The sequence below is a fragment of the Cupriavidus taiwanensis genome (assembly GCF_900249755.1).
GTDB classification, from domain to species: domain Bacteria; phylum Pseudomonadota; class Gammaproteobacteria; order Burkholderiales; family Burkholderiaceae; genus Cupriavidus; species Cupriavidus taiwanensis_D.
Window position 1 is genome coordinate 1 of sequence record NZ_OFSQ01000043.1, and the last position, 12,896, is coordinate 12,896.

12 protein-coding genes and 1 pseudogene are annotated in these 12,896 nt (G+C 63.7%); 8 read left to right on the forward strand and 5 right to left on the reverse strand.

What is annotated here, in order from left to right:
* Nucleotides 1-190, forward strand: a pseudogene (locus CBM2594_RS26660) (sterol desaturase family protein); the annotation flags it as partial.
* A 399-nt stretch (nt 191-589) separates the two neighbouring features.
* Here the strand turns inward: CBM2594_RS26660 and CBM2594_RS26665 are convergent.
* The 5 genes from CBM2594_RS26665 to CBM2594_RS26685 form a co-directional block, all read right to left on the reverse strand.
* Nucleotides 590-943, reverse strand: a complete 354-nt coding sequence (locus CBM2594_RS26665; RefSeq protein ID WP_053821791.1) for a copper-binding protein — start codon at nt 941-943, stop codon at nt 590-592.
* On the reverse strand, nt 940-4,110 hold the full coding sequence (locus CBM2594_RS26670; protein ID WP_062799358.1) for an efflux RND transporter permease subunit: 3,171 nt from the start codon (nt 4,108-4,110) through the stop codon (nt 940-942). The genes CBM2594_RS26665 and CBM2594_RS26670 overlap by 4 nt, the downstream gene beginning before the upstream one ends.
* On the reverse strand, nt 4,107-5,648 hold the full coding sequence (locus tag CBM2594_RS26675) for an efflux RND transporter periplasmic adaptor subunit (protein ID WP_062799361.1): 1,542 nt from the start codon (nt 5,646-5,648) through the stop codon (nt 4,107-4,109). Before CBM2594_RS26675 ends, CBM2594_RS26670 begins: the two co-directional genes overlap by 4 nt.
* Nucleotides 5,645-6,946, reverse strand: a complete 1,302-nt coding sequence (locus CBM2594_RS26680; RefSeq protein WP_062799363.1) for a TolC family protein — start codon at nt 6,944-6,946, stop codon at nt 5,645-5,647. Before CBM2594_RS26680 ends, CBM2594_RS26675 begins: the two co-directional genes overlap by 4 nt.
* 70 nt (nt 6,947-7,016) lie before the next feature.
* Entirely contained in the window at nt 7,017-7,418 is a 402-nt protein-coding gene (locus CBM2594_RS26685) for a hypothetical protein (RefSeq protein WP_062799365.1), read from the reverse strand.
* Between the two features lie 238 nt (nt 7,419-7,656).
* Here CBM2594_RS26685 and cueR point away from each other — a divergent pair, with 238 nt between their 5' ends.
* The 7 genes from cueR to petA all read left to right on the forward strand — a co-directional run.
* The gene (cueR, locus tag CBM2594_RS26690; RefSeq protein WP_062799367.1) at nt 7,657-8,085 is read left to right on the forward strand and encodes a Cu(I)-responsive transcriptional regulator; all 429 of its coding nucleotides are present in this window, start codon (nt 7,657-7,659) and stop codon (nt 8,083-8,085) included.
* 5 nt (nt 8,086-8,090) lie between these two features.
* Nucleotides 8,091-10,526: a heavy metal translocating P-type ATPase gene (locus tag CBM2594_RS26695; RefSeq protein ID WP_371558780.1), complete on the forward strand. Its 2,436-nt coding sequence runs from the start codon at nt 8,091-8,093 to the stop codon at nt 10,524-10,526.
* A gap of 96 nt (nt 10,527-10,622) precedes the next feature.
* Nucleotides 10,623-10,880 carry a hypothetical protein gene (locus tag CBM2594_RS26700; RefSeq protein WP_062799371.1) on the forward strand — a complete coding sequence of 86 codons (258 nt, stop codon included), beginning with the start codon at nt 10,623-10,625 and terminating at the stop codon, nt 10,878-10,880.
* A gap of 120 nt (nt 10,881-11,000) precedes the next feature.
* Nucleotides 11,001-11,243 (forward strand): hypothetical protein, encoded by a 243-nt coding sequence (locus tag CBM2594_RS26705; RefSeq protein WP_116359830.1) that lies wholly within the window; start codon nt 11,001-11,003, stop codon nt 11,241-11,243.
* 155 nt (nt 11,244-11,398) lie between these two features.
* Nucleotides 11,399-11,701: a hypothetical protein gene (locus CBM2594_RS26710; RefSeq protein ID WP_062799373.1), complete on the forward strand. Its 303-nt coding sequence runs from the start codon at nt 11,399-11,401 to the stop codon at nt 11,699-11,701.
* A gap of 45 nt (nt 11,702-11,746) precedes the next feature.
* Complete coding sequence (locus tag CBM2594_RS26715; protein WP_062799375.1) at nt 11,747-11,995, forward strand: DUF2933 domain-containing protein; 249 nt, start codon at nt 11,747-11,749, stop codon at nt 11,993-11,995.
* Nucleotides 11,996-12,489: 494 nt separating this feature from the next.
* A partial coding sequence (gene petA, locus CBM2594_RS26720) for a ubiquinol-cytochrome c reductase iron-sulfur subunit (RefSeq protein ID WP_116359831.1) occupies nt 12,490-12,896 on the forward strand: 407 nt, incomplete at its 3' end.

Genomic DNA, 12,896 nt, shown 5'->3' on the forward strand with positions numbered 1-12,896 from the left:
CTGGCTGGTATGGGACCACCTCTTCGGTACCTTCTATCAACCGCAGGCGCCACTGGGCGCAATCGGCATCGAAGGCGACCCGGTGCCGCACCGCTACGGCGAGCAACTGATTTATCCGTTTGAACGACCGGATCCGCAAGTTCGTCTGGCCACCGAAGACGTCTCGCAGGGCCGCGATGCTGATGTCTAAAGCCGCTCTCGTTGGTGAAACCGGCTCGCAAGCTGCATCCAGCATGAATGCTCAGGTGGGATCTGACAGGACTATTTGCGCCGTCTTGAAGTTATGCGACGTCGCGTGGACGAACCTGATCTGTCATTCTCGAGGCCGCGCTTGATGCGCATCTGGCGACGAAAATGCCAGGCAAGCGAACCTGTAGCACACACCGTGAACGCCACGGCAAACACGATGACAACGATGACTTCACGTGGCAGGTCGAAGGGTGGGCGGCTCACTGTGGCCGAACGTTCATGGAAAGCGGTTTCGATCCCGACGACGCCATTCGGAGGTCTACCGAAGCGGCGTGACGGAGGATTTTGGCCATGGCAGGCGGCACACTGCCCCGATGCGAGCGGTGGTGCCGCCTGAGTTTTACTTGCGCTGCATGTCCACGACTGTCGGCTTGCCGTCGACCGTGTCGAATACGGCGGTAACCGCATCACCTTCCTTGAAGTCCTTCAACGAAGCGCGATCCTTGACCGGGAACGCCATGGTCATGGCGGACATGCCGAGATTTTCGATCGGGCCGTGCTTGAGGGTAACTTTCCCTGCCTTCGCATCGATCTTCTTTACCTCTGCCGCAACCGGGTGGGGGGCCTGCTTCGTTTCGGCTGACGGCTTCATGTCCATGCCCTTCATATCCATGCCGTCCATCGACCCTGCCGCGAACGCAGCCGGTGTGGCAGCGAGAGCAGCCATGATGGCAAGAGTTTTGACGTATTTCATTGTGATTCCTCCGGGAGTGAGGGGTGGGTGGAAAGTGAGACAGATTCGGCCTGCCGTCTGCGTATCAGCAAGTACACCGCCGGCACAACAAACAGGGAAAGCAATGGCGCGGTGACCATGCCGCCAACCATCGGAGCCGCAATGCGCTGCATGACCTCCGAGCCGGTGCCATGCGACCACATGATGGGAATCAGGCCGGCAAGAATGACAGCGACGGTCATGGCCTTGGGGCGGACCCGCAGCACTGCCCCTTCCTGAATGGCGTCCAGCAATGCGGACACGCTGGTTTCGCCTCGGCCCTCGCGTTCGCTCCAGGCTTGCTTCAGGTAGAGCAGCATGATGACGCCGAACTCGGCTGCCACGCCGGCAAGGGCGATAAAGCCGACAACCCCCGCTACCGAAAGGTTGTAGCCCAGCAAGTAAAGCAGCCAGAATCCGCCGATGAGCGCCAGCGGCAGCGTGCCCATGATCAGTAGCGCTTCATCGAGACGGCCGAACACCAGGTACAGCAACACGAAGATGATCAGCAGCGTGAACGGCACCACCACCTTCAGCTTCGCGGTGGCCCGCTCCAGATACTCGAACTGACCCGACCAACTGAGGGAATAGCCCGCTGGCATCGGGACCGCCTTGGCCACGGCGGCCTGCATGTCCTGGACGGCCGAACGCAGGTCACGTCCGCGAATATCGACGTACACCCAGCCCGACAGGCGGGCGTTTTCGCTGCGCAGCATCGGCGGTCCTTGCACCACCTGGAGGCGCGCCACGTCGGACAGCGTGATATGCTGGCCACGGTCGGTGACAATGGGCAGGCTGCGCAGTTGTTCCACCGAGTCGCGGTAGTCCCGTGGATAACGCACATTGATCGGAAAGCGCGCCAGCCCGTCGACCACTTCCCCGACGTTGTCGCCACCGATGGCCGAGGACACGATGCTCTGGACATCCTCGATGTTGAGCCCATATCGCCCGGCGGCCATCCGGTCTATGTCGACATCGACGTAGCGCCCGCCGGACAGGCGTTCGGCGAGTGCAGAGGTGACGCCCGGCACCGCCTTGACAGCATCCTCGATCCTCGTGGCCAGTCGGTCAATTTCCTTCAGGTCGGTGCCCGCCACCTTAATGCCGACCGGGCTCTTGATGCCGGTGGCGAGCATGTCGATGCGGTTGCGGATCGGCGGCACCCAGATATTGGACAGGCCGGGCACCTTCACCACGCGGTCGAGCTCCTCCACCAGCTTGTCCGTCGTCATGCCGGAACGCCACTGGTCGCGCGGCTTGAACTGGATGGTGGTTTCGAACATCTCGATGGGCGCCGGGTCGGTCGCCGTGTCGGCGCGGCCGGCCTTGCCAAACACGGTGGCTACCTCGGGAACGGTCTTGATTAGGCGGTCGGTCTGCTGCAGCAACTGCGCTGCCTTGCCGGTGGACAGCCCCGGGAGCGCCGACGGCATGTAGAGTAGGTCACCCTCATCGAGAGGCGGCATGAACTCGCCGCCAATTCGCATGATCGGCCAGGCGGTCGCGACGAGCAGAATTGCCGCGATCGCTACAGTGGTCTTCGGGTAGGTGAGCACCTTGGCCAACACTGGCTGATAGGCGCGAATCAGCCACCGACTGAGGGGATTGGACTGCTCCGTGGGGATCCTGCCACGGATCATGTAGCCCATCAGGACCGGCACCAGGGTGACGGAGAGGCCCGCCGCCGCGGCCATGGAGTAGGTCTTGGTAAAGGCCAGCGGCGAAAACAGTCGGCCCTCCTGCGCCTCCAGCGTGAACACCGGAATGAATGACAGCGTGATGATCAGCAGCGAGAAGAACAGCGCCGGTCCAACCTCAGCCGCCGACTCGCCGATCACGCTCCAGCGTTCATGGCCGGTGAGATCCAGGCCGGGCTTATCCGCATGCCAATGCTCGAGATGCTTGTGCGCGTTCTCGATCATGACGACCGCGGCATCGACCATGGCGCCGATGGCAATGGCGATGCCGCCCAGCGACATGATGTTGGCATTGACACCCTGGTATCGCATGACCAGAAACGCGGCCAGCACACCCAGCGGCAATGAAACGATGGCAACCAGCGCGGAGCGCAGGTGGAACAGGAAAACCAGGCAGACCACCGCGACGACGATAAACTCTTCGATCAGCTTGTGGGTCAGGTTTTCCACCGCCCGGTTGATCAGGGCGGAGCGATCGTACGTGGTGACGATCTGGACGCCTGCCGGCAGGCTCTTCTGCAGCGTGGCGAGTTTGGCTTTGACCGCTTCGATGGTTTCCAGCGCGTTCTTGCCCGAGCGCATCACGATGACACCGCCGGCGACCTCTCCCTGGCCGTCGAGCTCGGCGATGCCGCGCCGCATCTCGGGACCAAGCTGGACGGTGGCGACATCGCCCAGCCGCACCGGGATGCCGGCGTCGCTGGTCACCAGCGGGATCTGCCGGAAATCATCGAGCGTCTTCAGGTAGCCGCTGGCCCGGACCATGTACTCCGCCTCGCCCAATTCCAGCACCGAGCCGCCGGTTTCCTGGTTGGCGCCCTTGAGCGCCGTAAGCACCTTGCCCTGCGACAGGTTGTAGGCGCGTAGCCGGTCCGGCATCAGGACGACCTGGAACTGCTTCACCATGCCGCCGAGGGACGCGACCTCGGCAACATTGGGCAGCGATTTCAGCTCGAAGCGCAAGAACCAGTCCTGGAGCGCACGCAGTTGACTGAGGTCGTGCTGGCCGGTCTTGTCCACCAGCGTGTACTCGTAGATCCAGCCGACGCCGGTGGCGTCCGGCCCCAGCGCCGGCTTGGCGGCGCCGGGCAGGCGGGATTGCACCTGGTTCAGATATTCCAGCACGCGGGAGCGCGCCCAATACAGGTCGGTGCCGTCCTCGAATAGCACATAGACAAACGAGTCACCGAAGAACGAGTAGCCGCGTACGGTCTTGGCGCCCGGGACCGACAGCATGGTCGTGGTCAGTGGATAGGTGACCTGGTTCTCGACAATCTGTGGCGCCTGGCCGGGAAACGGCGTGCGGATGATCACTTGCACATCGGACAAGTCCGGCAACGCGTCGAGCGGCGTGCTGCGCACGGCCCACAGTCCCCAGGCGGTCAGCATGACCGTGACCAGCAGGACCAGGAAACGGTTGCGGATGGAAGCAAGAATGAGCCGGGCGATCATGGCTTGGCCCCCTGGGTGGTGCCGGCCGGCTCGACTGCGGACAGGATCGCCAGGCCATCCTTGTCCAGGTGGAAGCGGAACCGGATGCGGTCGCCGGTCTTGAGCCCCTTCGGCAGGCCGGCAGGCGGCGCGGCGAAATCCATGGTCATCGCGCCCCACTGTGCCGAGGGAATCGGCCCGTGCGAGATGGTCAGGCCTTCGCGCGTCACGGCCTCGATGCGCCCGACGCCCTCGTGCTCGGGCGCAGCCGCAGCCGGCGCGGAAGCCGCTGTCGTGGCGCTCATGCGTTCGGCCGTGCCACGCAAGCTGGCTTCCGAATCGATGAGGAACTGCCCGGAGGTGACCACTTTCTGCCCCGCTTTCAGCCCGTCCAGCACCTCGACCATGCCGGCGGCCTCGCGCCCGGTCTTGACTTCGGTTGCCACAAAGCCGGCCTTGCCCGCATCGACCATGACGATGCTGCGCTGGCCGGTGCGGATGACGGACTCCAGCGGAATCATCAGCAATTCCTTCTGATCACCGCTGTCAAACCGGACCGTCACGAACATCCCCGGCAACAGGTGCCTGCCCTTGTTGGGCAGGACAATGCGCACCTTGATGGTTCGCGTGGCCGGATTGACATCGGGCAGGACGGTATCGACCTTGCCAACGATTGACTCGGTTGCGCCGGTCGGCGACACCTTGACCGCCCGGCCCGGAGCGATGGCGTGGGCTTGTCCCTCCGGTACCTCGGCAATCACCCAGACCTGGCTCAGGTCGGCCAGGCGAAACAGGGTCATGCCAGGAGACACAGTCATGCCCTCCCGGACCGCAACCTCTGTCACAAGGCCGTCGACGGGGCTCACAATGCCAAGAGTAGGCTGGAGCTTGCCGGATGATTCGACGGTGCTGACCTGGCCGGGGGTCATGCCAGCCTGCAGCATGCGGGCCTTGGCCGCGCTGCGCAGGTCGGATTGGCCACCCGCGGCCATGCGGGACACGGCAAGATATTCCTCTTGCGCGGCCACCCAATCGGGCGAGTACAGCGTCACCAGTGCTTGGCCGCGCCGGACCGGGTCGAGGGTCGCTTTGACCGCTACGTGCTGGACGAAGGCATTCGTCCGCGCCTGGATCACCTGGACACTGCGCTCGTCAATGGCGACATTGCCAGGTGCCTCGAGCACGGCGCTCATCCGGCTCGCCTTGACCTCAGTCGTGCGGATGCCCAAATTCTGCGCGACACGGCTGTCGACCGTGACGCCGCTGCCTCCGCTGCCTCCGGCATCCCCATCCGCATAAACGGGCACGAGCTGCATGTCCATGAAAGGGGACTTGCCTGGCTTGTCGAAACGCTGGCCGGGTACCATCGGATCGTGCCAGTACAGGATCTTCTTGCCAGTGTTCGGATCGGTGTCGCCTGCTTTGAGCGCAGACGCCGCGCCTGGCGCGGCCGTCTGCGCAGATTGTGTGCCGCGCATGACGCCGAGGTGGTAGGCGCCATAGAGGGCGGCACCGATGACAACGACGCCGGCGACCGCGGCAATGACTGGTTTCTTCATTTGCGTTCCTTGGTGGCTGGCTCGGTCTGCGCGGTAGGCAGCGGGATCAGGAAGGTCAAGTCGGCCCACAGCTTTGCCGTCCTGGCCTCCAGCGTCAGCCGCTCCACCGCTGTGTCGATGGCGCGATGGTTGGCCTCGGCGACGGCAAGCAGCGATCCGGTATTGGCCCGGTATGCCGTGAGCGCTGCCTCCGCCTGCTGATTGGCGAGCGGTAAGGTCTTCTCGTCGTAGCGTTGGAGCCGCTCAAGGTTGCGCTGCAGCTCGGCAAGTTTGGCGCCTACCATGGCCTGGGTATTGCGCCGGATGATTTCGGACTTGGCACGCGCTTCATTGGCCTGTGCCAGCCGGGCAGCGACGTCGCGGTCTTGGCGATTGCCCCGGTCCCAGGGCACCGGGAAGCTGACGTTGATCGACCCCATGTTGGAGAAGGCTGGGCCGCGCTGGCTGTACATCAGCTCGACCGTCACATCTGGTGTCCTGGCCTCCGTTGCCACCTGGATCTCCGACTCGGCCAGGGCCACGTCGCGCCGTGCCGCCGCGATCTCGGGAACCGCGTCGAATTCGTCTTTCGCCAGTTGCTGAATGCTCTGGGGTACGTCGAGCGGCGGGCGCTGCGACAGTGTGCGGTTAGCCGCAGGCCCGACCCAGCGCTGCAGATTAAGCATGGCGGTGGCTACGGCGGCCCGGTTTTCGTCGAGGCGGTCATGCAGCTTCTGGACTTCCAGCTCCATCGCCAAGACATCCGCACGCGTGCCACGCCCGCTGCGATAGGCGGCGGTCGCCGCCTGGAGCGCCAGGTCCAGGGGATGGCCGTGATGGCCTAGCAGGACACCGGTCTGCTCGGCATACCACCGATCGAGCCAGGCACCGACGGCATTCCGTTGCACGTTGGCCAGTCCGACCGCGCGCTGCGCCTCGGCGGCAGTCGCCTCGGCTTCAAAGCGCGCCGCCTTGGCGCGGCGCTTGTCCGAGCGCGTGAATTCCTGCATCACGCTGATGGACCGCATGGTCATGAAATCCCGCGTGAGCGAGAACTGGTCCGGCCCGGTCACGGGGACGTTGTTGAGTCCAAGTTTGAGCACCGGGTCCGGCAATTGGCCGGCGGAAACCGCCATTTGCACGGCTGCCTCGACGGCGCCTCGCGAGGATTCGGCATCGCCGGCGTGAGTGGTCGCGAGCGCGACGGTCTCCTCGAGGGAAAGAGAAGGGGCAGATTGCGCAGCCGCGGCATGCGACACCGCCATGCTGAAGGCAGGCGCGCAAAGCAGCGCCAGCGTCAGGCGACGAGGAAAAAGCATAAAGCCTCCGTGAACGACGACAGCTACCCGAGTCTAGCTGGGCAGCACCGAATGGGCGTCGATCTGGAGGCTACGTTTGAAAACTGCAGTGAAGGATGTTCAGGGGCGGCGGGCCGCGCGCCTCGACCTCGGCGCGCAGCGCGATGCGAACCTCGGCCGTGACCACGCGCGTGGGTTCCACGACGCTCTTCAGCACTGGCAGGAAGGCCGGAAGCTGCGGTGAAACATGGTCCGCGCTCTTGGAATCTGCCTGGCAGTGCGCCAGGCAGAGCGCACTCTGGTCAGTGCCTTGGTCGCTACCGCCAGCCGCCATATCGGCACAGGATTCGGTCATTGCCGCCGTCGTGCCGCTGCCTTCCACCTGATAGCGGCTACCGGTACAGGCGTACGCGGCCGCTGCCAGTTGGACTGTCAGAAACACAACGAGAAGGAGGCCGGCGAACCAGGGATGCCGGCGGACCGAGTGACGCAAGAGTTCTTTGCGGTGGGCGTGATAGTCGCAAGGATACTGTCTTTTGCGGGTAATGCAACCGGACCTTTCGCCCCGGGTCTTCTCGCAACGTGGCCCAAGTTTCCGAAGGATCGTGTCCTTGACCTTCCCACCGGGGCAAGGTCTATCGTTGAGTCATCGAACCCTGGATGCCATCCACCCCGCAGCTTGCTCAAGTTGCGTGTCCGAGACAACAGGGATTGAAGGTAAGGAGCACATCATGAATATTGGACAAGCCGCCGGCGCATCCGGCGTCTCGGCCAAGATGATCCGCTACTACGAAAGCGTTGGTCTTGTGACTTCAGCCGCACGCAGCGCGGGGAACTACCGGGTGTATGGTCAAGCTGACATTCATACCCTGCGCTTCATTGGGCGAGCGCGGGCGATGGGCTTCTCGATGGCCCAGATCCGCGAGTTGCTCGGGTTGTGGCAAAACAAACGGCGCGCGAGTGCAACGGTAAAGGCGATTGCGGAACAGCGAATCCAGGAGCTGGACGCCCGCATTGCCTCACTGTCCAGCATGCGTGACACGCTCCTGTACTTGTCGCGACATTGCGAAGGCGATGACCGCCCCGAATGCCCGATCCTGGATGAGTTCAGCGGCGAACCGCCGAAACATCGAGCGGCAGTACGTGCAACCAGGCAGTGAGCGCGATGACCACGAGCGATCGACAACGGCAATCTCTCGACCCTGCCTCACATCACGCGATGGCAGCAGCGCGAGACGATGAGCACGTAGGGCACGGCAGCGGAAATGCGCCGAATCGACGAGACCATGATTCCACCAGTCACGGCGCTGCCGTCTGTGGGGCCAGTGCACGCGATCCTGTGTGTGGAATGACGGTCATGCGGGATGTGCCATACCAGGCAAGCTATGCCGGGGCACAATACTTCTTCTGCAGTGCCGGCTGCCAGAAGCGGTTCGAGGCCGAGCCGACGCGCTATGTCGAGACACCAAGCGTTTCGGCGCCCGATGAAGGCGAGACGGCGCCGGGCACGACCTATACGTGCCCGATGCACCCCGAAATCCGCGAGGACCATCCCGGGACGTGCCCAAAGTGCGGCATGGCACTCGAGCCGCTCATGCCAAGCCTCGACGACGACCAGAATCCCGAACTCGCGGCGTTTCGCCATCGCTTCTGGTGGACCTTGCCGCTGACGATCGCCGTCGTGTCGCTGGTGATGCTTGGGGACCGCCTCGGGGTGCTGGAGCCCGCGACGCAAAGCTGGGTGGAACTCGTCTTGTCCGCACCGGTGGTCCTCTGGGCAGGCTGGCCCATCTACGTCCGCTGCCTCCAGTCGTTCCGAAACCGCAGCCCGAACATGTGGACGCTGATCGGTCTGGGTACGGGTACGGCGTTCGTCTACAGCGTCGCCGCCACCGTTGCCCCAGAGCTGTTTCCCCGCGCCTTTCTCATGCACGGCCGGATCGCGGTCTACTTCGAAGCCGCGGCCGTCATCATTTCGCTGACGTTGCTCGGCCAGATCTTCGAGTTGCGGGCGCGCTCGCAGACCTCGGCAGCCATCAAGTCGCTGCTCGGCCTGGCCCCCAAGACGGCACGCCGCCTCAATCCGGACGGCAGCGAGGCCGATATTCCGCTCACGCACGTGCATGTCGGCGATCTCCTGAGGGTCCGGCCCGACGAAAAGGTGCCCACGGATGGCGTCGTGAACGAAGGGGCCAGCGCCATCGACGAATCGATGATCACCGGTGAGCCTCTGCCCGTCTCCAAGCGCGTCGGCGACCACGTGATCGGCGCCACCATCAACACCTCGGGCAGCCTGGTGATGCGCTCAGAAAAGGTCGGCGCCCAGACGGTGCTGTCGCAGATCGTGCAGATGGTGGCCCAGGCACAGCGCTCCAAGGCGCCGATGCAGCGGATGGCGGACCGGGTCGCCGGCGTGTTCGTGGTGGTGGTCGTAACCATCGCCTTGCTCACGTTCTTCGCCTGGGGCGTCTTCGGCCCCGAGCCGAGCTGGGTCTTTGGCCTGGTCAATGCGGTGGCTGTACTGATCATTGCCTGTCCCTGCGCGCTGGGATTGGCCACCCCATCCATCATGGTGGCCAGCGGGAATGGCGCGACCAAGGGCATTCTGTTCCGGGACGCGGCGGCCATCGAGCAATTCCGCAAGGTCGACACCCTGATCGTGGACAAGACCGGCACGCTGACAGAAGGCCGTCCGAGTTTTGAACGGGCCTATCGTGTCGATCCGTTCACGGAAACCGAGGTGCTTCGTTTGGCCGCGAGCCTCGACCAGGGCAGCGAACATCCGCTAGCCGCGACCCTCGTCACCGCCGCGCGTGAGCGCGGCCTGGCCCTGGCGAAGGCGGAGGATTTCGCCTCGGACACGGGCATGGGGGTACGCGGCCGCGTCGGTGGCCACCAGCTCGTGCTGGGCAACACCGCCCTGATGCAGCAGGAACAGGTCGACGTTGCACCACTGGCGTCTCAGGCGGATACCCTGCGGCAGCAAGGCGCCAGTGTCATGTATCTGGCGGCAGATCGAACATTGGCCGGTCTGCTTGCCGTCTCCGACCCCGTCAAGGCCAGCACGCCCGAGGCTCTGATGACGCTCAGGCAAGCCGGGGTCCGCGTGGTGATGGCGACAGGTGACGGCGCTGTCACGGCGAAGGCGGTAGCCGGTCGCCTGGGCATCGACGAGTTTCATGGCGAAGTGAAGCCGGCCGACAAGCTGGCGCTCGTCGAGAAGCTGCAAGGGGAAGGCCGCGTGGTTGCGATGGCGGGCGACGGCATCAACGACGCGCCGGCATTGGCAAAGGCCGATGTGGGCGTTGCGATGGGAACCGGCACAGATGTGGCGATGCACAGCGCCCAGATGACCCTCGTCAAGGGCGATCTGCGCGGTATCGCCCGAGCACGCGAACTCTCCGAGGCCACTATCGCCAACATGCGGCAGAACCTGGGCTTCGCCTTTATCTATAACGCGCTGGGTATCCCGCTGGCGGCGGGGTTGCTGTACCCGTTCACCGGCTGGTTGCTGTCGCCGATGATCGCGGCATTGGCCATGAGCCTGAGTTCCGTTTCAGTGATCTCCAATGCGCTACGACTCAGACGCCGCGTGGCGTAGCTATTGTCATGTGTGAATTCGACTCTACCAACCCGTGTCTCCTTGCCTTGCTGCCCAGATCGGGGGGCTAGACTAGGACAAATGCTGGCGTGATTCATGAAGCATAGCCGCAGCCCCTTCACTCGCTTGCTTGCGCTGCTGTTGTTGGCCTTGTGCGCTGACCATCAACAGGACGGTCGGCACTGGGCCGACAGCAACGGTCACGGGCCCGATCTCGGTGTCTTGCCGACTATGGCTGGGCTTGAACACGTTCTGCCGCCCACGCCATACACCTTCCGCATCTTCCACACGGCTGACAGCGCGAACAACTCGCCTGGTCCGGTCTATCTCGCAACGGCCCGCTTGCGCATCTGATCTATCCCTACGCGTGGCCCACTTCGGCCACGTGCTTGACTTTGGTGGCTCTACCCGAGCGTGGGTGCTCTGACCCGTTGCGGTTGAGCCAGACAAAACCGAATACTGGGGAAGATCATCATGCATTCCACTCTCAAGACTCTCGTTCTCATTTCACTCGCCGTCGCGACCGCGCAGGCGCTCGCGGGTCCCGACTGGGACGTCATCAATCGCGCGCGCACTGCAGCGCAACACCCTGCGGCGACCTCCAGTACATCAGCCTCTCAGGCATCGATGTTGGCGCGCTGCAATGCAATGATGAAACAAATGGATTCCCAGTCGACCGGCGGCGGCAGCCCGATGGGGCCTTCCGAGTCCAAGTGACTGAGGGTGCTTCGGCCGACCAGGCAAAGCATGCATCCGTGCAATCCGGCCTCTGGCATCCGCCCTGAGGGAGCCGGACTGACTGTCTGCCCGCCCACTTGTCTGGTACTGGATTGGCGCGTGGTCATTGAATCGCGATCGATAAGGAGATCGCCATGAATACGAAATCACTAGTAGCCGCAACCCTAGCCGTGGTGATGCTTGGCGCCAGCGGCTGGTCCGCAGCGGCCGGTGCAACCCGTGGCGCCGAAAGCGCCAAGACGGGTGCACAGGACAAGGGGCACGACATGATGATGGACCACATGATGGGCGGCGGCATGATGGGAAGCTGCCCGATGATGGGCCTGCCACCTGGCAACGAGAAGCTTTCGATGCAGATGCATGCGGACATGATGCAGGCGATGGGCGAGATCATGCGCAAGTACGCGGACAAGATCCAGACGCCACCGACGAAGTAAGGACGCTGTCCAGATCCGAACCATTTGAAAAGGAGTACCACCACCATGAAATGCAATCCGAAAGCAATGATCACCGCAGGCATCGCTCTGGCGGCAATGCTGGCAGCCGCCTATGCCCTATTGCCGCCGGTCCGAGCGCTTGTCCTGGGTATTGGGCCGTATCTCCTGCTCTTGATCTGCCCATTGTCGATGTGGCTGATGATGAAGAGCATGAGCGCGCAGGACGATCAAGTGGGCGGAATGACCGAGCAAGCGCCAAAGCAGAAGCCCCATCCATTTCGAATCAAGGAGTGACAGGACGGCAGAGCAATTGGCACGCATGGCGGACGCGTACCCGGGCCGCCAACGAAGAGAGAGGTAACACGTGAACAAATCGTTGATATGGAGAGTCCTCTTGATCGTGTTCGCCATCATCGGCGTGCTGCATCCTTTGGCGCGGTAGGCATGCTCGTGATGCATCAACGCATGATGGGCGGGTTCAGTCTTTGCTAGCCCGGGTGCAAGCTGGGGAGCAGCGCCTGAAGTAGACGGGCAAGTGCGTGCCCTCCTGCCATGGCGAAGCAAGGGGACTCGGCAACCTTGTGGGAAATTGATGCTTGCAAGGCAGGAAGAGCAAGACCTGGCCCACCGCTTCGCGGCGGACTATGAGGCGTATCGCAAGCGGGTGCCCGTGTTCTTGCCGGGCCGCTGCCAATGGGCGCAGCTATTGGGCAAGCTCTGGGAGTGAGCGGTTGGGCAGCCAGTCACGTTGCTGGCCACATGCCCCCCCGGGATTGGAGTAAATCGCCATGAACAATCCGACGGCAGACACACAGAGCGCACGCCAGCGCCGATTGCTTCTGCTGGCCACCGGCGCCATGGGAGGCGTAGGCCTGGTCGGCGCCATGGTGCCATTCGTGGCCAGCATGGCGCCAAGCGACGCCGCAAGGTCGCGGGGCGCGCCCGTCGATGTGAGGCTCGGCGCCGTGGAGCCAGGGGGACTCGTCACCGTCGCCTGGCGCGGCAAGCCCGTCTGGATACTGCACCGGACCCGCGACATGCTGGCGCGTCTGGGCAGGCACGATCGCCTGTTGGGCGATCCCCTGTCCCAGAAGGACCAGCAGCCCGCGTATGCGAGTAATGCGACACGCTCGCTCCGCCCGGACTTCTTTGTGGCGGTAGGCATCTGTACCCATCTGGGATGCGTACCGACCTA